The sequence below is a fragment of the Vibrio algarum genome (genome assembly GCF_028204155.1).
In the GTDB taxonomy this organism is placed as follows: domain Bacteria; phylum Pseudomonadota; class Gammaproteobacteria; order Enterobacterales; family Vibrionaceae; genus Vibrio; species Vibrio algarum.
Map to the genome: position 1 here is coordinate 2,971,968 of NZ_JAQLOI010000001.1, position 23,805 is coordinate 2,995,772.

26 protein-coding genes, 1 other RNA gene and 3 pseudogenes are annotated in these 23,805 nt (G+C 39.7%); 23 read left to right on the forward strand and 7 right to left on the reverse strand.

Features of this window, described 5'->3' with window-relative positions:
• Nucleotides 1–6: 6 nt before the first annotated feature.
• A pseudogene (locus PGX00_RS13835) lies at nucleotides 7–434 on the reverse strand (SRPBCC family protein).
• Between the two features lie 116 nt (nucleotides 435–550).
• Here PGX00_RS13835 and smpB point away from each other — a divergent pair.
• From smpB to PGX00_RS13885, 10 genes and pseudogenes are all read left to right on the forward strand, one after another.
• Nucleotides 551–1,036, forward strand: coding sequence for an SsrA-binding protein SmpB (gene smpB, locus PGX00_RS13840; RefSeq protein ID WP_272137402.1), 486 nt, complete (start codon nucleotides 551–553; stop codon nucleotides 1,034–1,036).
• Nucleotides 1,037–1,105: 69 nt separating this feature from the next.
• Nucleotides 1,106–1,472: a transfer-messenger RNA gene (gene ssrA / locus PGX00_RS13845) on the forward strand.
• Between the two features lie 177 nt (nucleotides 1,473–1,649).
• Nucleotides 1,650–2,884, forward strand: a pseudogene (locus PGX00_RS13850) (integrase domain-containing protein).
• 3 nt (nucleotides 2,885–2,887) lie between these two features.
• Nucleotides 2,888–3,685, forward strand: a complete 798-nt coding sequence (locus PGX00_RS13855) for a DUF6387 family protein (RefSeq protein WP_272137405.1) — start codon at nucleotides 2,888–2,890, stop codon at nucleotides 3,683–3,685.
• Nucleotides 3,686–3,784: 99 nt separating this feature from the next.
• Nucleotides 3,785–3,975 (forward strand): annotated as a pseudogene (locus PGX00_RS13860) (helix-turn-helix transcriptional regulator).
• An 11-nt stretch (nucleotides 3,976–3,986) separates the two neighbouring features.
• Nucleotides 3,987–4,289, forward strand: coding sequence for a helix-turn-helix transcriptional regulator (locus PGX00_RS13865; protein ID WP_272137407.1), 303 nt, complete (start codon nucleotides 3,987–3,989; stop codon nucleotides 4,287–4,289).
• 101 nt (nucleotides 4,290–4,390) lie between these two features.
• Nucleotides 4,391–5,170 (forward strand): YagK/YfjJ domain-containing protein, encoded by a 780-nt coding sequence (locus tag PGX00_RS13870; protein ID WP_272137409.1) that lies wholly within the window; start codon nucleotides 4,391–4,393, stop codon nucleotides 5,168–5,170.
• Nucleotides 5,171–5,230: 60 nt separating this feature from the next.
• Nucleotides 5,231–5,923, forward strand: coding sequence for a hypothetical protein (locus tag PGX00_RS13875; protein ID WP_272137411.1), 693 nt, complete (start codon nucleotides 5,231–5,233; stop codon nucleotides 5,921–5,923).
• Nucleotides 5,916–7,424: a terminase gene (locus tag PGX00_RS13880; protein WP_272137413.1), complete on the forward strand. Its 1,509-nt coding sequence runs from the start codon at nucleotides 5,916–5,918 to the stop codon at nucleotides 7,422–7,424. Before PGX00_RS13875 ends, PGX00_RS13880 begins: the two co-directional genes overlap by 8 nt.
• A gap of 54 nt (nucleotides 7,425–7,478) precedes the next feature.
• A complete protein-coding gene (locus tag PGX00_RS13885; RefSeq protein ID WP_272137416.1) occupies nucleotides 7,479–7,937 on the forward strand; it encodes a hypothetical protein in 459 nt (152 codons plus the stop codon).
• A 26-nt stretch (nucleotides 7,938–7,963) separates the two neighbouring features.
• Here the strand turns inward: PGX00_RS13885 and PGX00_RS13890 are convergent, their stop codons facing one another.
• From PGX00_RS13890 to PGX00_RS13915, 6 genes are read right to left on the reverse strand one after another with little or no spacing between them, the layout of a single operon-like run.
• Complete coding sequence (locus tag PGX00_RS13890) at nucleotides 7,964–8,677, reverse strand: M48 family metallopeptidase (RefSeq protein ID WP_272137418.1); 714 nt, start codon at nucleotides 8,675–8,677, stop codon at nucleotides 7,964–7,966.
• An 18-nt stretch (nucleotides 8,678–8,695) separates the two neighbouring features.
• On the reverse strand, nucleotides 8,696–11,905 hold the full coding sequence (locus PGX00_RS13895) for a type I restriction endonuclease subunit R (protein ID WP_272137420.1): 3,210 nt from the start codon (nucleotides 11,903–11,905) through the stop codon (nucleotides 8,696–8,698).
• Nucleotides 11,905–12,561, reverse strand: a complete 657-nt coding sequence (locus PGX00_RS13900; protein WP_272137422.1) for a hypothetical protein — start codon at nucleotides 12,559–12,561, stop codon at nucleotides 11,905–11,907. Before PGX00_RS13900 ends, PGX00_RS13895 begins: the two co-directional genes overlap by 1 nt.
• Nucleotides 12,549–13,340, reverse strand: a complete 792-nt coding sequence (locus tag PGX00_RS13905; protein ID WP_272137424.1) for a hypothetical protein — start codon at nucleotides 13,338–13,340, stop codon at nucleotides 12,549–12,551. Before PGX00_RS13905 ends, PGX00_RS13900 begins: the two co-directional genes overlap by 13 nt.
• Complete coding sequence (locus tag PGX00_RS13910; RefSeq protein WP_272137426.1) at nucleotides 13,340–14,647, reverse strand: restriction endonuclease subunit S; 1,308 nt, start codon at nucleotides 14,645–14,647, stop codon at nucleotides 13,340–13,342. Before PGX00_RS13910 ends, PGX00_RS13905 begins: the two co-directional genes overlap by 1 nt.
• Entirely contained in the window at nucleotides 14,640–16,379 is a 1,740-nt protein-coding gene (locus tag PGX00_RS13915; protein ID WP_272137428.1) for a type I restriction-modification system subunit M, read from the reverse strand. Before PGX00_RS13915 ends, PGX00_RS13910 begins: the two co-directional genes overlap by 8 nt.
• 225 nt (nucleotides 16,380–16,604) lie before the next feature.
• Between PGX00_RS13915 and PGX00_RS13920 the strand changes: the two genes are divergently transcribed.
• From PGX00_RS13920 to PGX00_RS13980, 13 genes are all read left to right on the forward strand, one after another.
• On the forward strand, nucleotides 16,605–17,222 hold the full coding sequence (locus tag PGX00_RS13920; protein ID WP_272137431.1) for a hypothetical protein: 618 nt from the start codon (nucleotides 16,605–16,607) through the stop codon (nucleotides 17,220–17,222).
• A complete protein-coding gene (locus tag PGX00_RS13925; RefSeq protein ID WP_272137433.1) occupies nucleotides 17,223–17,555 on the forward strand; it encodes a hypothetical protein in 333 nt (110 codons plus the stop codon).
• Nucleotides 17,556–17,945: 390 nt separating this feature from the next.
• Nucleotides 17,946–18,245 (forward strand): hypothetical protein, encoded by a 300-nt coding sequence (locus PGX00_RS13930; protein WP_272137434.1) that lies wholly within the window; start codon nucleotides 17,946–17,948, stop codon nucleotides 18,243–18,245.
• 59 nt (nucleotides 18,246–18,304) lie between these two features.
• Nucleotides 18,305–18,457 carry a hypothetical protein gene (locus tag PGX00_RS13935; RefSeq protein ID WP_272137436.1) on the forward strand — a complete coding sequence of 51 codons (153 nt, stop codon included), beginning with the start codon at nucleotides 18,305–18,307 and terminating at the stop codon, nucleotides 18,455–18,457.
• 144 nt (nucleotides 18,458–18,601) lie between these two features.
• A complete protein-coding gene (locus PGX00_RS13940) occupies nucleotides 18,602–18,745 on the forward strand; it encodes a hypothetical protein (protein WP_189337924.1) in 144 nt (47 codons plus the stop codon).
• A 1-nt stretch (nucleotide 18,746) separates the two neighbouring features.
• Complete coding sequence (locus PGX00_RS13945) at nucleotides 18,747–18,887, forward strand: hypothetical protein (RefSeq protein ID WP_272137440.1); 141 nt, start codon at nucleotides 18,747–18,749, stop codon at nucleotides 18,885–18,887.
• Between the two features lie 235 nt (nucleotides 18,888–19,122).
• Nucleotides 19,123–19,569, forward strand: coding sequence for a hypothetical protein (locus tag PGX00_RS13950; protein ID WP_272137442.1), 447 nt, complete (start codon nucleotides 19,123–19,125; stop codon nucleotides 19,567–19,569).
• 403 nt (nucleotides 19,570–19,972) lie between these two features.
• Nucleotides 19,973–20,428 (forward strand): TIR domain-containing protein, encoded by a 456-nt coding sequence (locus PGX00_RS13955; RefSeq protein ID WP_272137444.1) that lies wholly within the window; start codon nucleotides 19,973–19,975, stop codon nucleotides 20,426–20,428.
• Nucleotides 20,429–20,501: 73 nt separating this feature from the next.
• Nucleotides 20,502–20,936, forward strand: a complete 435-nt coding sequence (locus tag PGX00_RS13960; protein WP_272137446.1) for a DUF4231 domain-containing protein — start codon at nucleotides 20,502–20,504, stop codon at nucleotides 20,934–20,936.
• 100 nt (nucleotides 20,937–21,036) lie between these two features.
• Entirely contained in the window at nucleotides 21,037–22,029 is a 993-nt protein-coding gene (locus PGX00_RS13965; protein WP_272137448.1) for a hypothetical protein, read from the forward strand.
• Complete coding sequence (locus PGX00_RS13970; RefSeq protein ID WP_272137450.1) at nucleotides 22,010–22,711, forward strand: 8-oxoguanine DNA glycosylase; 702 nt, start codon at nucleotides 22,010–22,012, stop codon at nucleotides 22,709–22,711. The genes PGX00_RS13965 and PGX00_RS13970 overlap by 20 nt, the downstream gene beginning before the upstream one ends.
• Nucleotides 22,708–23,289 (forward strand): 7-cyano-7-deazaguanine synthase, encoded by a 582-nt coding sequence (locus PGX00_RS13975; protein WP_272137452.1) that lies wholly within the window; start codon nucleotides 22,708–22,710, stop codon nucleotides 23,287–23,289. The genes PGX00_RS13970 and PGX00_RS13975 overlap by 4 nt, the downstream gene beginning before the upstream one ends.
• 9 nt (nucleotides 23,290–23,298) lie before the next feature.
• Nucleotides 23,299–23,799, forward strand: coding sequence for a TIR domain-containing protein (locus PGX00_RS13980; protein WP_272137454.1), 501 nt, complete (start codon nucleotides 23,299–23,301; stop codon nucleotides 23,797–23,799).
• Nucleotides 23,800–23,805: the final 6 nt, after the last annotated feature.

The window sequence follows — 23,805 nt, forward strand, 5'->3', positions numbered from 1 at the left end:
TCCTGATTAATAAACCTGTTTCGCTCTTTGAGTGAAAGAGTTAACCATATTGTTGGTTAGATCATTAAATATTTTACCAAATGCAATTTCTATAAGCTTGCTCGAAAATTCAAAATCCAATTTCAATTCTACCTTACAAGCACACTCATCTAGCATAGTAAAATACCACCCCCTTTTAAAGACTTAAACGGCCCATCGACTAACTCCATCATAATTACGGCGTCTTTAGTTAAGCGATTAATAGTAGTAAAGGTTTTACTAATTCCTGCTTTCGACACATCAACCGATGCTTTCATCGTATCTTCACTATGCTCTAGTATTTTAGAACCAGAGCAACCTGGCAAAAATTCAGGGTAACTGTCTACGTCATTGACGAGATCATACATCTGTTTGGCACTAAAAGAGACCAAAGCAGATCGTCTAACTTGTGGCATAAAACTTCTCGTTACGTCTTTTCCTCGTCTAAAGACAAGGTTTTTATTATTTATCAAAGCGGATACGTAAAATAAGGATTCCCCAACAGAGAGTCAATCCGTATAATGCAGCCATTATGGCAAAGAAAAATTCAAAATCCAAAACTACGAGTAACACGATTGCTCAAAATAAGAAGGTTCGCCACGAATACTTTATCGATGATGAGGTAGAAGCAGGCATGGAACTTCAAGGCTGGGAAGTAAAATCACTCCGTCAAGGTAAAGTTAATATCGCAGAAAGCTATGTTTATATGCGAGATGGCGAGGCCTTTATCAGTGGAATGACCATTACCCCTTTAAATCAAGCTTCAACACATATTGTTGCTAACCCAACTCGTGTCCGTAAACTTCTGCTATCTCGCAGAGAGCTGGATAACTTGTATGGACGCATTAATCGAGAAGGCATGACACTTGCTGCATTAACTCTCTATTGGTCGCGCTCTTGGGTTAAAATTAAAATTGGTGTAGCGAAGGGTAAAAAACTTCACGATAAACGCACTGATATGAGAGAAAAAGATTGGGCACGCGATAAAGCTCGTATAATGAAGAGCAAGTTGCGTTAAACTTAATCACTTAAACGTGCAATGGCTAGACAGTAGGTACTTTTCTGTTACTATGCACGTGAACCACTTGGGGCTGATCTAGGATTCGACGGGAATTCTGAAGTCTGAGGTGCATGCCGTGGTGCGGTTTGCCACGTAAAAAGCCGCAAAAAAATAGTCGCAAACGACGAAAACTACGCACTAGCAGCTTAATAACCTGCCAAGAGCTCTCTTGCCCTAGCTTCCGCTTGTAAGACGGGGAATAACAAGGGATCAAACCCAAACTAGCTAGCCCGGATTTTCCCTCCTGAGAGATGAACGGCGAATAATAATTCAGGATAGTCAATTACTAGCGTGTCGGTTCGCAGGTAGTTGGTGAATTTAAAGATCGACTAAGCATGTAGTACCAATGATGAATGATTTTCGGACGCGGGTTCAACTCCCGCCAGCTCCACCAATTCAATGTTCAAAGATGTTCTAGAACGTTTAGGAAGCCCGCTTAGCATATAGCCTAGCGGGCTTTTTTATGTCTATAATGTTCGAAAAGGATGACTACATCCGAGAGCTTTGGTACCACGCTTAGTACCAAGTCCAATTTGGTACCAACAGCTTGGTACTACACTAGGAGCATTGTATGGCTAAACAAGTTCAACCACTTACATTCACAAAAGTTAATCAAACCAAGCCTACAGACAAAGAATATAGTCTGAGTGATGGTCAGGGTCTTATGCTGAGTGTCAGACCATCAGGGAACAAAGTGTGGATATTCAAATACTACAAACCATTTACCAAAAAGCGCACCAATATTTCATTTGGTCGCTTTCCTGAAGTTAGTATTGCAGATGCAAGAAAATTACGTATGGAAGCTCTGTCACTTTTAGCCAAAGAAATAGATCCTAAAGAAGATAAAGATAAACGCCACCAGCAGATAAAATCTGAGTATGAGCACTCTTTTGAAAGAGTTGCCAGCTCATGGTTTGAAGTAAAAAAATCTTCGATATCAGCAAATTACGCTACAGATATTTGGCGTTCTTTCGAGTTGCATGTGTTTCCAAGTATAGGAAAGCAACCCATTGGCAACCTTACTGCCATGCAAACAATTAAGACACTTAGGCCTATTGCAGCCAAAGGCTCTCTAGAAACAGTTAAGCGCTTGTGCCAAAGAATTAATGAGGTAATGAGTTTTGCAGTAAATACTGGTCTTATACAGGCAAACCCTCTGTCCAAGATACATGCTGCTTTTCATGCTCCCAAAAAACTCATATGCCAACTATAGTTCCCCAAGAGTTACCTACTTTCATGAAAATCCTATCTAGAGCAAGTATCAAAATCACTACTCGCTGCGTTATTGAGTGGCAGTTGCACACAATGACTCGACCATTCGAAACAGCAGGTACTGAATGGTCAGAAATCGACTGGGAAAAACGCCTTTGGAATATTCCGGCATGGCGAATGAAAAACAAAAGGGCACATTCCATTCCGGTTACTCCCCAAATGTTCGAATTACTAGAGATAATGAAACCTATCAGTGGCAATAGAAAATACATATTTCCATCAGATAGAGGCCCTAAACAACATATAAACTCGCAAACAGCAAATACCGCAATTAAAAGAATGGGCTACAAAGGAAAGCTTGTTTCTCATGGACTAAGATCCATTGCAAGCACCGCTATGAATGAGCAAGCTTTTAACCCTGATGCTATAGAGGCGGCGCTATCGCATATTGATGGAAATGAAGTCCGGCGAGCTTATAACCGGACTGATTACTTAGAACAGCGACGAGTGCTTATGTGTTGGTGGAGTGAATATATAGAAACAGCCAGAACAGGACGTCTAGCTGAGTACAATAAACATTTAAAAGTAATTTAAACGATGACAAAAATACAAACGATCAAAGTAAGAGAAGAGCTACCGACTTGGTTCGACTTTGAACACTACAAAGGTTTTCAATATCTCACCAGATATGATTACATTGAACAAATATTGGTCAGAATCCAGCTTTACAACGAAGTTACTGATGGCGATGAGCTATTTTTTCCTATTAGTGAAGCATGGGAGTCTATTACATCCTCAAGCCCAATAGTAACCACATCAATAAGGCAAGAATTTGTCACAAACCAAATTAATGTAAGGTCATTGACTATCAGTGATGCCCTACATATTAGTTCAAGTTACGAGACCTTGGATGATACAGACGGTGACTTTGATATAGAAGCAACACAGTATCTCTATGAGTCGACAGGATTCAATGGTGAAATATTAGTAATAGAAAACACCACTGCTCCTATTGACGTATTACTGGGACAAATAAGGAGCCACCTTGAGCTGCGTTGTTCTAACAATAAAAAGGTTCCGCAGTTTTCAAAACAGCTTTCATCAATGTACTTAAAGCGTTGTCACATTTACCTAGACCTTCTAATTTGGTCTTTACAGGAGCGATTGGTACGGGGAAATACACATACGATTAAAATATCCCAAAAACTACTTTATCAGACGATATTTCCCGATATGACATACAAGTATTTGGAATCAGAAAAACAACTTGAAAGGACAACCATTTCATTAACTCGAGATATTTTATCGAAGCCTACCTCTCATCTAACTCAAATGCAGCATCATCTTTTCACTAAGCCAGAAGTAGCTCAACAACTCGTATCTAGCAAAGTCTAGTTCTCCACTCTCCCCTTTTTTTAGAAGCCTCAAAAAAGGGGAGAGTCTTTTCACTCCATTCATCACAATTGCCTTATCTAAACCACATAAGGAATTATGATGCTTAATCAAACAATCTCAGAACGAATCATCCGCGAGCCAGAACGCCTTTCAATTACTGGGATATCCCGCACCACTTGTTGGGAGAAAGAAAAAAAGGCGAATTTCCGAAGAGAATATCTCTCGGAGCACGCTCGGTAGGTTGGAAGCTTTCAGAAATTTTGGCATGGCAAAATGAACTTACGTCATAGAGGTCATCCAAATGCCAACAGATAATAATCTCAAATCGAGGGGCGGCAACGCCCCTCTTTCTTGTAAGAGTTGTCCAAATAAGCTTAGACCAAGCAAACAACTTCAACCTATGGACTTCTTTCTTGCTAAGAACCCTCCATCTGACCTAATTACTTTTAAAGAAATGAGCAAAATAGTTAACAGAAGCGTTCGCACCATTAAAGAGTGGGCTAAAGATGATGACTTTCCTTCTGCAATAAAACACAGAGGTAGAACAATTGGTTTCTCAAGGTTTCACTATGAGCAATGGCTGGTTCGTAAGCTAGATAGCTAATTTTCCAGCCGCTAAAACTAACTAAAACCTTTGTAAATAAGGTACTAGCAAAATCGATTACTTAACAAAATCTTGGGTAAATACTAATACTATGGTGTTCTATGTCGTCTGATAAAGCCTACCAAACACATGTGTACAAGGATGTAGTTTTCATTATCTATCAATGTACTGATGGAATGAACTACGACTTTGTAGATCGAGCTTGTGAACTGATCGACTTTACACTGACTAAGAGTAAACGTGTACTAAAGATAAGGTTTGATCTTCATATAAAATCAAATCCTAACGACAATAAGCTTATGTCGTTATTTCAAAAACAACTTAGACGCGAAATTGCTAAGTTAGATCATCATGGTCACTACCCTATCTTCGAATTCATGTGGGTCAGAGAGCAAAATACATCACCTTACCCTCATTACCACTGTTGTTTGTTCTTGAACAACAATGCTTTTCGTAGTGATTTCAACATTTTAAAAATTGCACGCCGTTTATGGTTAGAACTAGCTGGTGGCACTATTCCATACCTCTCAGATAATACCTACATACTACGCCTAGATGATCCAAAAACCTTGCAACGTGCTATCTACAGGGTCAGCTACTTAGCAAAGTGGCATGGCAAAAAGCGTGGTGCTCCATATAGACATTTTGGTTCGACTAATTCTAAGCCTAACGAAAGTAGCTCTTGGACAAGTTCGAATAAGAACAGTGAGTGCGAAGTAACATTATCGTCTATACCGTACACCCTCGATCCTACAAGCTCTATTTCAACGCCAAAATACTTCTCTATTGGTAATTTGAATATAGAGACCTCATACCCTTGGTTGAAACAACTACTACAACTAGGTCATTCCTATCCGGATTTGAACCAAAAACCCCCTTAATTAATGAGACAGTGAACTCATATAGAACGACATTAGTAATCCAGTAAAAGAGGGAAGACATTGAAATCAAAATACAAAGCTAAAGAAGGAGTCGACTTCCTTCTAGACCCCGAGACATCGCGAGCGACGTTTATTCGAAACAATAAAGCCGCTTTAACACATGGTGGGTATTCGCTCCAAGTACCAGAAACGATTATGCAAGCAGCGTTAGATAGTGATTTAGGGTTCGAAGTTGGTCTACTCAAAGGGCAGCTAACCAACATAGCAACAATTGGTGGTGACTTAATGCAGGAGCTGTATGAAGAAGGGGAGAAAGCACAAGCTTTAGCTGTATCCTTGTCATGTGCAGATAGAGCCGCCCGCATCGTACCTCAACTACTAAAAGCGGTTGAACATCAACAACAAAATACAAAAGGACTTACTACAAAACAAAAAAATGCAAGAAAACGAATCCTTAAAAAGTTGCAGAACAATAGCCTTTCAGCTCTTGACGTTGCTTACCAATTTGAACTGAATGAACTAGGTAAGCTTCCTCAGTTTGTTGTAGACCTACTACAGTTAGAAATAGTTACCCCAAATAAAGAGGAATCAGATTTAGGATTAGATCGGCAACAAATCAACGAACTTCTAAAAGAATACCAACAAACTAATCAACGTGAAGCGTTAACAATAGAGCTACGAAAAAACGAAGTAGCAAAGGTAAAAAAACGAATTAACAATTCTATATTCTCGGGCGAAATTCAAAATGACTAAACAAAGTAGATCGCTTTATGGAGATAGTAGGTATTTACAGCTTCTCAAAGATTTTCAGGCTGATTGGTTAGGGTTCGCTGTCGCAGTCGTAAGAAAGCCGCCGACCCACCAGCAGAGGCGTATAATTAAATCTCTTCAAAAATTAGGAGCGAGAGTAACTGTATCTAGCGGCCATGGAACAGGAAAATCAGATATGATTAGCATATTGATTCTTGCTTTCATCATTTTGAACCCGGAAAGTCGCGTGGTCATCGTAGCAAACAATGCTGCACAAGTGCGTAACGTTATATGGAAATACCTGAAGATTAACTTCAAGGCTATTTGCCGTTCACTACCTTGGATTCAAGATTATTTCGCTCTCAATGAGCGTGAATTTTATGCGGTAGGTCACAAAGGGGTATGGAGTTGTATAGCTAAATCTGCAAAAGCTGGAAATGAAGAATCTTTAGCAGGAGAACATTGTCACACATATTTAGTGGTGGTTGACGAAGCTAGTGGGCTATCCGACAAGGCTTTGCAAGTATTAAGCGCGGCATTAACAGAAAAACACAACAACATGTGTTTACTGAGCCAACCAACTCGTAACTCAGGTTTCTTCTATGACACTCATCATCGTTTAGCCAAAACGCCAGATAACCCCAATGGGATATGGGATGCGATAACATTGAACTCTGAAGAATCTCCATTGGTTACACCGGAGTTTATCGGTGAAAAGCTTATTTCATATAGCGGTGAGGATAGCGCAGAGTATCAAATAAAAGTTCTAGGTCGCTTCCCTGATAATGCTGGTGGTTACTTAATATCAAGAGCTGAATGCGAACGCTCCACAATGCTAAATATTTCTTTAGGCGAAGAGTGGGGTTGGGTTGCAGCATGTGATGTTGGGAATGGGCGAGATAAATCGGTGATAACTATTTGCAAAGTCTCCTGCGATAAACCGGAAGATCGTAAAGTTAAATCCCACTCTATCTTGGAGATGAGTAGTGAAATCGACCCAATTGACTTCGCATACGAAATTCAAAAAGCTATCGAGCCATACATACCTGAAAATATTTCCGTACTCATTGATGGTGATGGTGTTGGCTTTTCCACGGTCAAAGTGGCTAGAGAGTTAGGTATTAACGTACAAGAAGTAAGGTGGGGGAAACCACTTTTTAGCTCAAATCAAAAAAGCCGTTTTATCAACAAGAGAGCATACAGCCACATAATGATGCGAAATGCGTTCAAAACAGGCCGAATTCAAATAGATAACAGTGAAAAAACTAAAGAACAAATCAGTCGACTACCTGCTCACCTCAACGAAACTGGCCAATGGGTAATAACATCAAAAAAGGAGATGAGAGACAGGCTAAACATAAAATCACCAGACAGATCAGATACATACTGCTTTATGTTTCTAGCTGATCCTAAACCATCACATATTAAGCTATGTGAAAACGGACGTTCTGAACTTGAACGAGAATTTGAAATGATATTTAACGGCGTTGATCACCTAGAGTGAGAAACTCCGCGCGAATAACATAAAATAATAATTTAATCAACCTGAGAGGCAATAATGTATAAAATACCTAAAGAACTAAACGGAAGTATATGGCACTCGACAAGCACAAAAAACTGGCAATTAATTAAAGAAACAGGGGCCATTTGTACAGAACCACCTGAAGAATGCTTGATAACCAGAAGCCGAAAAAATGCGGAACCATTTATTCAATCCCTTAAAGGAATAAGCTTATTTGATTTACGTAAATCTAATGCGACTAAAAATAAAGCTGTCTTCCGTTTTATTCCTGGAAATTCAAATTGGAATGGTACTGTATGGTTAGAAATTGACATTGAAAGCATTAAAAATAATTTCTGGTCCGCCGAAAATGCAACTAATCATTGGAGAGAGTCAGATTTTAGAAATTTCATCCCTCATGCCGAAGGTGCTTGCTTCTCAAATATACCGTTATCTGCTATCAAAACTATCTTGATATATGAAAGAAATAAAGCATCATTTAGAAAATATAACTAGACAAAATTCTCTCATTCATTTCAAGCTTAAATACTCAACCCATGCCCGTACTCTCTCAACCAATCTTTGTGTTCTTTGTAATCGGGCATCACTCGCTCAACCTCCTTCCAAAACTGAGGTGAATGGTCGTGATGAATAAGATGACACAGCTCATGCACCACTACGTAATCAACCACTCGGTTGGGAGCCATAACAATCACCCAATTGAACTCTAAGTCACCATATGGAGTACAACTACCCCAACGACTCTTAAATTCTTTAGTACGAACAACACCAGTTTCAACACCCACCAACGACTCATATCGCCATACTTTTTCACGAATTTTCTTGTCAGCATGGCGCTTATACCATTTGACCAATGCACGACGAACATAGTGTGACTGAGTGGACGGTTCTGGAACGGTAACTGTAATACGCCCATTAAGTAATTTCGTAGGCGTTAAATCTCCCGTAAGCACTTTTAAGCGATAGTTACGCCCGAGGTATGGCAATGACTCACCTGACACATACTCTCGTATTGTCGCAGGGCTGGTGGCTTGGTAAAGAGCTAACTTCTCTACTATCCAACTGCGCTTATCTACAAGAATTTTATCTATCTTGTCTTGCTGAAGTAGCTTCGGGACAATGATGATCACTTCCCCTTCATCAACCTTGATAGATGCGGTTTTTCTGCGAGAGGTACGTTCCACCAGCACACTGTAAGCTTCCGTATGGATAAGCTCAGGTTCATGTTTGTTCATAGGTTTGCGCTTGTTCACTTATTTACCAAACTTATGCTTGGCTAAATCCATAAATCGGTCTTGAATAACCGCTATAAACGCCTTCCTTGCTTTCGACTCCATACCATCCGTCAAAAGATCGGGGACAGACCTTTTAATCTCTTTTTTCATGCGCTTTATTTCATCTTGCTTAGCGAAGAAATCAACAATCTCTGTCGCCTCGTTCAGCATAATCACTAGACTTTGTATTGTTGCTTTAATCGCGTCATGAATGACTTCGTCAATCACATCTCCATCACTTGCCCCAGTCACTTCAGCAATTAAAATATTATAAAAAGCGAACTCTGTTTCAGATAAACCGATATCTTGCGCTGCTTGCTGATGGGCGGTGCCTATATCATCGGTCATTTCAAGCAATAGCTCTAATTGCAACTCCCACTGTCCATGGGTCTTTTCAATAATATCGCGCAATCGTAAACTCAACGAACGGTAGTACTCTGGGTCTTCATCTAGATTGATAGTGATATGATGCTTAATGGCACTCTCGATCTCCGATGCTTTAGACTCATCTGACTTGGTTGGTTTGATTGTCTCTTTGAAATTCGCTGCGAGTAAATCAACCGGAGGAATTTTAGGGTCGACCCCTGTACTTAGAATGTGCTCATCCACCAATTGGCGAACCTTTTCACCTATCTCGCGCATATCTAACCCAGCATCTCGATAGAGTGTTTTTGATGCATTGTGAACCTTACCGAGTAACTTCATATCAGGGATGAAAGGGGCAGCACTGGCATCAGGTAATATCACATTGAGTTGCTTGGCGAACAGCTTAAAGGCGAGATCGAACTGTGCACGAGTAGTTTCATCTTTCAGTGCTAAAACGTAATCATCAATATCATTGCTTTTCACATTGGTGAAGAAAGACATCGCTCTAGTGTGTTTCGCTTTTAGCTTAGGGATTTCATCTTTCAGGCTTTGGTAAGTCCCTTCCACATCATCACTACTAAACAGCTCTAATGCTTCTGTTAAGTGCGCTGCTAGCCCAAAGTAATCAACAACATAACCGCAGTTCTTGCCTTTGTATGTACGGTTCACACGGGCGATAGCCTGCATTAACGTGTGATCTTGTAACTTTCGATCGATATACATGACTTGAGCAATAGGCGCATCAAAGCCTGTTAGCAGCATATCCTTAACGATAAGAAATGCGGTGTTATCAAACTTCTTGTTTTTCTCTTCAGTTCCCGCTTTATCAATACCAAATGGTTTCTTGAAGTTAGCAATTACCTTCTTTTGATGCACTTTATCGGTATGCTGCGCGATATACCTCTTATCGTTATGGTCACCTGAAATAATCACCTCTGAAGGTGGGGCACCAAGCTCATCAAGTGTCTTTTTAAAAATAGCCGCAGCATGACGGCTACCAACAACAATCATCGCCTTAAAGCCATCAGGACGAATGTGTTCTTTATAGTGTTTAAGCAAATCTAAGCATACCCAGCGAATACGGGCAGGCGCTTCACGAACTGCACGCTCTACCCCATACTTTTTCTTTATTTCACGCTGTTCGTCTTCGGCATATTCACCAAAGTACTCTTCAAATAACTTATCTAGCGACTCTCCAGCGACTTCCGATTGCACTTCTCTGCCTTCATACAGCAAACGTACGGTTGCGCCATCTTCTACCGCCTGGTTAATCTTATACTCATCAATGTAACCACCAAATGCCTGCCCCATCTTCTGCGTTTTAAGCAAAGGCGTACCTGTAAAGCCCACTTTAGGTGCGTTAGGCAGTGCTGCATTGATAGTCATTGCCAGCCCACCAAATTGAGTTCGGTGCGCTTCATCCGCTAACACTATGATTTTTTCACTCGGGTTTAGATCAGCAAAGCCCTCTGCAACGCTGGCTGAATTTGTCTTCTCTTGCTCTTTTTCCAAGTCAGCAAATTTTTGCACCATGGCGGTCACCAAATCAGAGCTCTCTTTTTTGAGTAACTCTTTTAACTCGGCAACAGAGCCAGCGTTATAGACTGTCTCGCCTTGTGCATCACGGAAGGTATTGGAAAGCTGTTCATCGAGCTGGGTTCTATCGGTAATAAATACCAACTTATATTGCTGTAGCTCTGGGTCTCGACGCATCTTCACCGCTAGCATAACCATGGTGAGTGATTTACCACTCCCTTGCGTATGCCAGACAACGCCAGATTTATCCCTTCGGTCTATACCCGTTTTTACACGTTCGATCACTTTGTTTACCGCACGGTACTGCTGATAACGGGCAACCTTTTTAATCATCCTGCCGTCATCGGTTTCAAACAAAATGAAGTTTTGCAGAATATCGAGAAAATTCTCTAAGCTGAACATACCTGCGAGCAAACGTTGCTGAGCTGTCACATAGGTTAGAACGTCGTAACTGGCTTTTTCTTCTGCTACCTGCATAAGCTCGACTTGGTTTTCAGCATCAGAGTCATCGTCTAACACTTCATCAGGGAATTGAACCTCCACCGCAGAACGAAACGTCACTACATTATCTTGCAGCGATTGCGTAGCTAACTCTTCATCACTAAATGGGTAAGCGTCTTTCCAATCACCATAATGCTGACTATTTGAGCTAATTGTGCCGACTTTGGCTTGATCACGACAGGTCGACACCATTAATTGGTTGTACCAAAACAGCTTCTCTGCACCTTCTCCCTCTTGCTGCTCACGCAAATCAGCGTAACGGCGAAGCTGGTCAATGCCATGGCTCATTGGGTCAGAAATGTACGGTGACTTACACTCAATCACCGCAAGAGGGATACCATTAACAAAGCAAATAATATCTGGAATGATTTTTTGGTTTACCCCTTCCACTTTAAACTGGTTAGTTACCAGAAACTCGTTATTTTCAGGGGTATCGAAGTCGATAAGTTTAACGGTTTGCCCTTTGCGCCCTTTACCTAAATCTTGCTCTACTGATAGGTAATTCACCATGGTTTGGTAGAAGGCGTGGTTGTACTCCATTAAGGCAGCAAAGCTAGGGTGAGTCACTTCCCTTGATACTTTGCGTAGGTTCTCATCGCTTACCCAAGGGTTGATGCGTTTTATCGCCGCTTCTAAGCGTTTAACCAAAATCACGTCACGCAGATAAGCCCGTTCTTGGTTGGCATGTTCAGGGGCAAGGGCTTTACCTTGAACGTAACGCCATCCAAGCTTAACAAGCTGGGCAATCGCAGGCGCTTCTACCTTATGGAATTCGTTGTTTGCCATTAGGTCACCACAACCAATTGACTTTCCTTTTTTGCTGCTGCAACTGAGCTTTCTATATAAAGCTTGGTTCTTGATATAACTCTCTCCACGCCTTCGTCAGACATCACTTCGGATAAAGGGCATTCAAACCCAGTAAGAAAACAGTAACCATCATTGGTATCTTTTTCTGCTTTTGGTTGATCAGAAAATTCGGGGTAAGCAGATCCCCTCCAAACTGCATTGTACCAATTTTCATTAAATGCTTTCCAAGGTGCACAGACGGTTATCCTTATTATACTTTCTGCATCACCAACCCTAGGTGATAAATTTAGTGCATCAGGCTCAGACTTGTGACCTTGAAACTTTGTATCTATAGCCGTGTCTGACACCACCATAAATTCAACTAAATATTCACCAACTTGAACTTTATCTTTGTTCTTAAACCAACCATATATAAAACTCGTATTCAGACCAGGAAGTAAATCCCATTGCCAACAAGCGGTAATATCGTAGCGAGCCGCGGTAGGAAGATTAAAATCAGCATTACCCCAATAATAAAACGAAAGGTCGAGCTGGCTCGCCATATCACTAATAGTTGGTAGTAAGCGTTGATAGTAAGCGGCTAATAATCGGTGTGCAGTACGAACCTGTAGTAAAAGTTTATCTACCTTTTCCATTGTTCTATATCCTTTAATGACAATGTGTTTTTTTCAATTCCCATTAAGAGTTCATCCCAATGATTAATTGATTTAATTTTTAATATGGAATGGTTCATTGTTAGTGCTGGCAGAGGCTTATCGAGAAGTGAAGACCAGCTATAAAACTGAATTTTCAATTTATAAAGGCGTGCTACCTGTAATATGTCTTCGATAATCCTACGATCCTGATCATTGGGTAAATCACTTTTATTCAGTTCCAAAATGCTATTAACAGCAGGTTGCCAGTTCAGTGCATTAATACCATTCAATACTTCAGGATACGCGTCTTTCAACTCAGTAAACCAACGAGATAAGGTAGCCCTATCTGGTGCTCGACCAATCGCGAGAAAGTAGAGAGGAAGATGGTCTCGCTCCCCAGATTGCACAAAGGATTCAATCTCACGCTGCCATTGTTTCTTACATTGATTTCCACCTGCTGGTGGTTTTATTTCAACAATTACATTGGCAGTTTCAAACTTGAGTACTAAATCAGGCTCAACCCGCCTTCTCTTTTCATTAGCACTCAGTGAATAGCTCGGCCAATAGTCAATATGTTCAAAGCCTTGAAATTCGGTCTCAGTGCCAAGCCAGTTTTGTAATAACTTGGATTGTACTGGTGTAGACAAATAAGCGAAGCGTTCGAACACTGTTGAAGTCAACAAGTCTTCACGGGCTTTAAACAGTTGTGACCAACTGACCGACTCATCCTTGTTGTGTTCTATGCGTCCTGCTTTACCGTGAAGAATTGCTTTTAGCATTAGCCGTCTACCTTGACTCGTTTTTTGCCTGTGAGGAGGTCTTGCATTAGGGCTTTTTTCTTAAGCTTCAACTTCTCTAGCTTTTTAGCAACAACTAGCACTCTGCCTTCAATTGAATCAAGTACTTTAGAAATTGCTGTCTGCTCTCCAAGAGAAGGAAAAGGCAACACTACATTCAAAATATTTGCTGATGAGAGGTTAGCCTGCTTTGTTCCTGTACCTACTGCGTAAATTTCATCTAGAAACAGTCTTGAGCGCATTAAGTGTAGGAGGAAATTGTTAACTGCATTTTCACCTGCTATTACTTTTGCAACCCGCTGGTTTAACAAACATGATTTCGTCCCATTTGGCACCTGAACTGCAAACCCATAATCTTCCTTCCCAGATGTTCCGGTCATTGAGAACACAATGTCACCTTCCCTAACCGCAAACTTAGGATGCTTCTCTATATAATCAAAAGGAAGATATTTGGGTGCTCTAGTCAGATCTAGTTTGTTGTTATAAAGGTTTCCCATTCGAATCAATGGCACTCCATTAGCCACAAAATCTGTACTCTTAAAAGCAAAACCGGGAATCAGTGAGGCTTTATCACCTAACTTTACAACCTCCCACCCTTTCGGAATTCTTCCCACTAGCGAGTCTTTAAACTCGGTATGTGGTTTACCATCCACACCGACACCACGGGTGAGTAGCTCTTGCATCATGCCTGTTTTCAGGTCTTTGAGCTTGTCGATTTGCGCCTGTGTTTTTTCTATCACGTCATCAACTGAGGTGAGGATAGCGGCGATTTTCTTTTGTTCTGGGAGTGGTGGGAAAGGGAATAGAAAATTCTTAATATCTCCATTGGAAATATGCGGTATTCCTGAGCTTGTTTTTACTATTTCAACGTAATCTACCCAAGAATCTGTTCCATACATATAATAGAGATACTTGGAATCTAATTGTTCCTTCGCTCTTAACCGAGCAACTCGCTGAACTAGCAAAGCAGGAAGATCTGACTTTTTTAGATATGCGTAGTTTTTTCCGACAAGAGAACCATCCATACCAATGAGAATATCCATTTCAGCTAATTGAAACTTCTTCAGTTCTTCAAGGTTAACATTCCAATACTTTGTTTTTTCTTCCGCCCAGCGAGTCGCCCCTCTGGTTAAGTTAATTCCACGAACGAGCCTAGCGCCAAATCGATCAGTATTAAATTTGCTGCTATCAAAAGCAGGTCCCGTCAAAAACTCAACATAGTTCACGACAGGCTGATATACCCAATCACTAGGAAGCTCTCCAAATGGCGAGGTAATGCTATTACTCATAACCCAGCTCCTTCAAGTAACCTTGCATCACCTGCTCGGCTTCCGTTACTTGAGCATCTAGTTCATGAAGTGATACTTGGTATTTATCCCACCAGCGTTCTAGCTGGCTGATAACTTTAGCCTCTACATCACCAACAATTTCACGGATCTGCTCTTTACTTTCAATGCTTGGCTTGAATACGTAGTAGTCGTTGCCTTTCTTATCGAATACAACCGACAGGTCAAAACCTTGAATGATCTCTTCTTGAATGTATTCGTCTTCTACTTCACGCACTGGCACGCCGCCATGAAGAATCGCGCGTACATCAAAGATCTCGGCTGGTGGCGAAGTATCGGCATAGCGACGGATATTAAGGTTAAAGTCGTTCTCGGCAATCTCTGAAAAGTTCACCACTTTTGCGTAGCGTTTAATATCGCACTTGCTTTCAAATGAATGGCTTTCGAAGGTTTCAACAATCTTGGTGATGTCTTGCTCGCGCAGTTTGTTCTGGTTTTTGCCCTCTTCAAACTCAAGCTCTGAGTTAATGAACAGGACTTTACCTTTTCGAGCAGCAGCTTTGTTCTTATTGATAATAAGCAAGCATGCAGGAATGCCCGTACCGTAGAATAAGCCCGATGGCAGACCAATCACCGCTTCGAGCAAATCGTCTTCCAAAATGCCTTGGCGGATAGCCTTCTCACTTGAACCACGGAATAGCACACCATGAGGCATAACCACACCGACCATACCCTCATTGTTGGTACTGGCAATCATGTGCTGAACAAAGGCTAAATCACCCGCATCTTTTGGTGGTGTGCCATAAGGGAAGCGACCAAAACCATCACTATCACACTCGTCTTTACCCCACTTTTTAAGTGAGAACGGTGGGTTAGCGATTACGCGGTCAAAGCTCATTAGCTCGCCGCCTTCTGTGTGCTTAGGCTCACGCAGAGTATCGCCTTTACGAATATCGGCACTTTGTACACCATGTAAGAACATGTTCATCTTACAAATCGCCCACGTATTTAGGTTCATCTCTTGCCCAAATAGCGATAGGTTTGACGCATTTTCACCATTTTTAGCAAGGTGGTTACGGGTTTGCACCAACATGCCACCCGACCCTGTGGTTGGATCGTAAATACGCATGCCCGCATGGGGCTTTAATAGTGCCACCAGCAGTTGTACCACTTCGCTAGGGGTATAAAACTCGCCACCCTTTTTACCAGCGCTGTCGGCAAACATTTTGATTAGATATTCGTAAGCGGTACCCAGCATATCTGGGCGCTCAAAATCTTCATTGCGTAGACGGTGCTGACTAAAATGAGAGAGCAAATCACGCAACTTAGCATCAGTAAGCTTGTTCTTAATGTTGAAGTCGATAGTCACCAACACGCCTTCAAGCGCAGAGTTGTGTTCTTCAATCGCTTCAGTTGCTTTGTTTAGGCTCTCACCAATGTTGTGCTTTAAATCTTTAAGCGCAGACCAACGAGCGTTTTCCGGCATGTAGAAGGTGTCATCGTATTCATCTTCGTCATCTGCCAGATCTTCTGCTTGAGCTTTCGTTTTACCTTTGTCTAGATAGTACTGAATTACTTTCTCTTGTTCCTCTTCAAACGCATCGGACATGCGCTTTAGAAACATCATACCGAAGATATAGTCTTTGAATTCAGAGGCATCCATATTGCCACGAAGGATATCAGCTGTTTCCCAAAGGAAGGATTCAAGTTGTTGTAATGTCAGTTTGTGGGTCATTGAGTATTGCCTATGTAGATAAGGTACAAACTCGTACGGATTAGTACGGTTTGGTATTACTTCTGATTCTACGGTTAAGGGAGATATGGAGCAATAATAGTCTGTAAATGTTGATGTTTTTGTATGCAATACATGATTTACACGACAAAAACCCGACACCTCTCATAGTAATTATTTATATAAGACTGGTAGAATATAGTTCTTATTTTTCAGTGAGCTAAAAGCATGGAAGACCCAAAGGCTACGACAGGACGTCCTGCCGATACAGAATTAAATAAGCAAACCTTTTCATTAAAACACTTTTTCACTGAGCTCGATTGGGCTTTCGGGCGTTTTGTGGTGTTTGTATTAGAAAGTCTAAGTTATCTTCTATTACTTGGGTTAGGCGCTTTTTCGATTAAATTTGTCATAGAATCCATAGAAGAATATCAAGAAGGGCTATCCGATCTATCCAATATAGAAATAGCATTTTTATTTTTTGCATTTATCTTGTTTCGAAGGTATCTAATATATTGTGAAGCGACATCATTTGGATGGTTGAGACAATTGACGACCCCAATAGTTTGGTATGGCAAATTTAGCCTTGTTTGTATTCTAATAGGTTTGAGTTTTGCTTTTCTTGATTTAAAAAATGAAACAGATCGCCTTGCCTATTTTATTCAAAGTAATAAGAACTATTTACAACTACTCGCCTTCGTTTTAGCTCTTGTATGTCTTTATATCTCAGTTCCCAGTAAAAGCCTTCGAACAGAGGTGCAGGGGGCAAGTACATCCGAGCCTTCAGAAGCAAAAAAAGAAGATATCCATTCTTCAACTTCATCACAAAACTCATCAGGTGTTTAAATGTTAAGTCCTAAATCCTTTCTTGTTGTTTTTACTCTGTGCTTACTACCAAGCCTTTCCTCGGCAAAGTCGTTATCGCTCTCTGTCAGTTGCGGAGAACTAATGGATATCTACTCGTCGAAAAACGAAAAAAAACTACTGGCAGCTCAAACGACGTCGCTATCCGAAAGTTTAAGGGCTGGCTACTGCTTAGGTGTCATTGAACAGTACGCGAAATCCGAATATGGCTGTCGCTCTGATTGGTATAAACGTGCTGAGTTTATTGCGTCATACGCCTCCGACAACAATCCACCTTCAGAAAAGAAACTACTGAGATTATCCTGTGGTATCTAACGATTATATTTCAACACCCGATGCGGTTTGGAAGCTCTTTCAAATTCGATTGTCAGACTATGAGTCGTTTAGGTCGCTAATCTACTCTTATGTCCGAAGCAGAGATGGACAAGTAGGTCCAAAGTTTCTTAATACAATAGAAAAGCCCCAACCAAATTCAGGTAAGGCAAACCGAAAAGATATCTATATCCATAAAGATAGCCTCATCAAATTTCATAATGTCATTGTTCTTCAAGCTTTTTTCTTGATACTAAAAGAGTTAAAGCGATTTTCTCCAGCGTCGAAAAAAGAAAACAAGCCGCCGATATAATTGAGATAGTACTCAATGAAAGGCAAAACATTCTTGGGATAGAGCTACAAAATGATCAAGTCCCCCACTTAATTGAGTGCATGAATTCTAATAAAGCATTAGATAAAATTGTCTTACCAAACCCATTCACTGAACTGCCTCAACTATCTTTGTCAGGCATGACGAGCGTTACACAGGCTCTTATTGCACAAAGTGCCGTACTTTCCCAAGGTCAGACCATGATGCTACACTTTTTTAATGACGAACTTGAACTCGCCTATAATGCCTCGCTCAATATCGATTGTTCATCCCCAACTCTCGACCGCTATCGCTCTTTGATTCACACTCGCTATAACGAAGCTAAATCGTTCGATAGTTTATTGGATAATTTATTAAATTAGTTGTTGCGAGTGCAGCGCACTCAATCATTCTTGTTTCCAGTTCATCAGGGAGAGCAAGAATGACATCGACTAAACAACTCATTGATACATTCCAATCTCATCTTCCTTTATGTCAGATTGAGCGTGCTTTCAATATTGATAAATCGCTTAAATCGGGAGCTTCATGTCGTAGCTTAGGGGTAGGAAAATTCGCTCCTATCCAAACCTTATAAGGTTCAAGCTAGGAAGAGGAATCCGATTTGTCTGGCAAGACGATTCTGATGGACTACACCCTAAAGTGATAACAACTAGGCAAGGATTTGAGCGAACCATTAAACAAATTCGAAAGGCTAGTTACTAAACAAGGAAATCAGAACATGGCTAAGAAAATAACACCTGCAAACAATGCGGCGAATATCCCTAACTCAAACAAGGGAACCAGCGGGACCAACCGTCAACATGACCAGAATCAAGGTAATCGTGGCAAGCAATTAAACCCTAACCAACAAGGGAAGAAATAATATGCCGAATTCAAGTGATATGTCTCAAGACGAACTGGATGTGTGGTCAGATATCAACAATCCAAATAATGACGCAGATATGGATGACTGGGCTGATGCCCATAATCCAAATAATGATGATTATTTAGGTGATGATGTCTAAATAGAAAACGGCCATAAACACTCGAACTTTTCATAAAATGACGTCTTTAGTATCTGCTACGACTGAAAAATGATTTAGAGTTATTAATAACCGCAGCTAACGGGTTTTTAAGCCGAAAATAAGTTAAATAAGATAGCTGGTCGAGCACCTGCTATCTTATTACTAAAAAACATGCACCTTCGACTTGAAGCTACTACAGTTATACTTAATGTACGCTTTTAAATAAAAATTTCAGATGGAAAGAAACCATTACATTCACTATGTAAAAAGAAAAGTAATCTCCCGTTTTCCAACTCAGGTTAATTCTAAATGGTACGCTGAACTACAACATTACGATGATGGATTTAGCAAACCAGTTTTTCACGTAACCCGATCCGTTCGATGGCCAGTTAATGAAATCAAACCTAACGATGTGATTTGGCTGGTAAGCCAGTTAAGCTCACCTTGTGGCAACCTTCCTCCTTCTATCGACGCAAAAATCACGGTTAATTGCATAGAAACTTATCTGAACGCAGAAAAAGAATGTATCAGATTTGCTGCAGGACTAGACTCAACTTGGTTTCACTTAGTTGATGCAAGTTATGTTCTGAAAAAAATAATGATTCAGTTAAAGAATGGTAAAATTGTTAAACCTTTAGCAATCAATACAAATATTGAACAAGCATTTCAAAGCGTAAAATAGATTTATAACCCAGAAATCTTTATTAACTGGGCAAACTCAATAAACTCACTTCCTTATGACTTCGTAAGCTATAGGTGTAAAGATGGGACAAAAGCTGCATTTTGTGAAGCTCAAAAACTAATGGACAAAACTGTTCCACTTTTTTGAGACAGATGGTCATTGCCAAGAAGGTTAGCTGAAAGAAGAGAACTAATCTCGGATTCTCATTTAGATCTATATCTAGCTAAGAAGATTGAAGGCTCAGTGAGAGTATTTGGAATAGAGACTAGATGTTACAACGAATTGGACAGTTACTCTTGTAAAGAAAAGAAACTATCTATATATCCCGAAAATTACAAATAAATCAATCATTATATCGTCTTACGACTATATAATAATCACAAACTCATTTTAGATTAATTTCATGCCTCTACCACTTTTTGTCGGCCTTTCTACTGCTATCGCTGTTGGCGTTTGTATCGTTAACGGAAGAAAGAAGAAAGTGTTCATTAGTTACTATTCTAAAGGCGATTCTCATTACAAAAACCTGATTTTAGCTTGGGCTAAGAGCAAAAAATTCAAGCTCAATATTGAGGATTATTCTACTGACACAAGAATCAGAAGCGAGAATGAAGCTTATTTGAAACAGAAGATGCGCTCACAGATACAAAAAGCAGATTACTTTATTGTGTTCATAGGTGAAGACACTCACCGTAGAAAGTGGGTAAGTTGGGAAATTGAACAAGCGAAGAAACTAAACAAAACAATAATCGCAGTGAAGGAGCAAAGAACACATAAGTCTCCAACTCCTTTACTTAAAAGTGGAGCTATTTGGGTATACAAGTTTTCGGAAGAAAACTTACGTAAGGCAATGTCCTAAACTAAAATCTCAAAGGACTATCCACATTTAAGATTAACAACCATTAAATAAAACGAAAAAACGAAGGGAAGAAATGAACGAAGAAGATTATTTAAATCAAAGGGTTAACAAGCAAATTGATTGGTACGATAGAAAGAGTATCAGTAATCAAAACTATCATAAACTTCTACGTATAACAGAAATAATCTGTGCCGCTATTATTCCCTTTATTTCTGGTTTTGATGAATTTTTCACACATAGTAACGTTTTAGTTGGCCTATTCGGCATTGTAATCGCGGTATGTGCTGGTATTTCTTCGTTAAGTAATTACCAAGAAAACTGGATTTCATACCGTGGTACGTGTGAGATGTTAAAACGAGAGAAGTACCGATTCTTAACAAAATCAAACCCTTACAATACAGTTAATGCATTAGATTTCTTTGTTCAAAGAATTGAAGATATCCTTTCAAAGGAACACATACAGTGGGCAGATAACACAAAGAGCGAAGAAGTAAAAAAACAAGAGTAAATTTCTTCTAACCTTCTTTTGTAAACTGTCGTGCTTATAACACATTTTTACACTGGATACTGATAGAGTTTCATATCAAAATTAAGAGTTGGGTTCGACTATGTTGGCTAATGGCTGTGTTTTAGGAGGTATTCCGTCTCCAGTTTTCTTTCCTTCAGTATCTAGTGTAGCGAAAAACAGGTGGTCAGTTGTTGACCATATTGAGCTACTTGTTACAGTTAACCATCCTCAATTTTTAGTATCTGCATTGGATATAAATAAGCACAGCTCTGACCAAAGGTTAGTTAAAGCTTTGAAGCAAGCTAATTTCCAAGAACAGATTATCATATACGATTCCGGTGTTTATGAAATGGTATGGGGTCATAACGACAATTGGTCGAAACAAAAGTATATCGAAACATTGAGAAACAATGCATTTTCACAAGCCTTTGATCTTGATAGCTATTGCTTCAACTCTAATGCTGATGCAACCCAAATAATTAACTCAATACAAGAAACTGAATCGCAACTGAGAAAAAATTCAATATCACCGATTCTTCATTGTAAATCTATCAATGAATATCGTGAAAAATGTTTGAAGCTATCGTCATCCTTAACACCGGGTGTAATAGCTATCCCTGAAAGAGAATTGGGAGAGGGACTGATTGAAATTACAAGAAATATAAAAAAATTGCGTTCTACATTAAATGAGTTAACAGAATATCAACCCATTCATATATTAGGTACAGGAAATCCATTATCCTTACTTGCTTATAGCTTTGCGGGGGCTGATAGTTTTGACGGATTGGATTGGTGCCAGACAGTTGTCGATTACGATACTGGAACGCTTCATCATTCATTACATTTGGACCTATATATGCACCAAAGCAAATGGGGAAATGAATCGTCGCTAGATTTTCATACTCGATGTTATTTGCATAACCTAGAGTTTTATGAGAATTGGATGAAAATAATAAGAAACTGTAACACGTACGAATCTATGAAAGAGCTTATAAATCTGTATTTTTCAAATAAATGCTATGACAAACTAATTGACATATTAACAATTGACGACACAACACTAAGAGAACCTCATGAAGCTTTATCAGATTGATATGGTTGTAAGTAAACTATGTGCTGACATTAATGATCTAGTCGAAATGAAGCATTGGTCTACTATGTCAACGAATGACATAATATGTGAACTATTCGTCTGCATTCTTGGTAGTGGTGTAAGATACGAAGTTGCTGTGTCCTATGCATCGGCTATTAACAGTTGCGATTCTGTACATTGTAGTCGATTAGATTATGAGCAAATATACGTCGAAGTAAACGCTATTCTTAGCTCTTCAATCACCAACAAAATAACAGGCAAGACGTATAGCAAGTATCGCTATCCTCAACGAGGTGCAAGCAATATAACCAAGTCTCTTTTATGCATTCGAAATGATTTTGGCTCAATTAATACTCTTCTAAACAGAAACCTGAATGTAAATGTAATTCGTCGAAAACTAATCGATTCGTGTTCTGGACTCGGCCCCAAACAAAGCAGCCACTTTTTAAGAAACATTGGATACACTGAAAATATAGCTGTCATCGATCGCCATATCATCAAGTATATTGAAACCTCCCAAGGGAAATCACTTCCAAAACAGAAATTAAATTGTGTTGATACATATGAAAATATCGAATCTAACTTCCATCAATTAATTAAAAAATTTGAGTATTCAGCATCAATCGTAGATCAAGCTATATGGTTTGTTATAAGAAACTTAGGAAAGGAGGTTAAGGCATGAGTGTCGTTTCTCTATTATCAGGTGGTCTAGATTCTTGTTTGATGGCTCAACTGATTAAAGAATCTGGTGTTAACCAAATAGCATTCTTTGTAAATTACGGTCAGTTGAACTATGAACGAGAATATAACTCCGCTCGCCTCCACGCGAATAAAATAGGAATTGCTGTCCCCAATAAGTTAGATATATCAGGCTACGGCAATCTAATCACATCCGGATTGACGACTTCGGAAAAACACATAGTAGATGATGCCTTTCTTCCCGGTAGAAACTTACTTCTTTTACTATCTGCATCTTCGTTTGCTATCCAGAATGGATGTGACACAGTTGCGATGGGACTATTGAGAGAAGATACAGCAATATTCCCAGATCAAACGGATGATTTTCTTATCTCAGCTGAAAACACTATAAATAAATGCTTAGGGAAGAGAATAAAGATACTTACTCCATTGCGCGAGTTTTACAAAAAAGATGTTGTGACGCTAGCAAAAAAGAAAGGTATACAAACGTACTATTCGTGCCATAAGGGAGATGAAACTCCTTGTGGTAAATGTATTTCTTGCAAGGAATTTGTTTATTAAGGAGGTTTTATGGGTGGCGGTGGTGGTTATGGCTTTTCTCAAGTTAATAAAGAAATCTTAGAAAGAAGGGCTAAAGAGCTTATAAAGAAAGCAACTGAAGAACCCACTAGAAACGTTTTTATTAGCTTTTCACACCAAGACATGGATGAAGTTAATCTACTTCGAGGACAAGCAAAGAATGATAACAACAACTTAGAGTTTTCTGACTATTCAGTGAAAAAGGCTTTTGATAGCGAAGATGCACCTTATATCCGTAGAAAAATAACAGAGAAAATTGAACAAGCTTCTGTAACAATGATATACCTCTCTGAAAAAAGTATGGATAGCCGATGGGTAAAATGGGAAGTAGAAAAAAGTAGAGAACTTGGTAAAGGCGTTATTGCTGTACACAAAGGTGATGCTCCACCAACCAATATACCTAAACATATCTCTGATAATGTAAGCTCCGTCGTAAAATGGAATCATGACGCCATATCAAAAGCTGTCCAAGAAGCTGCAGAAAATAGATAGGAAATA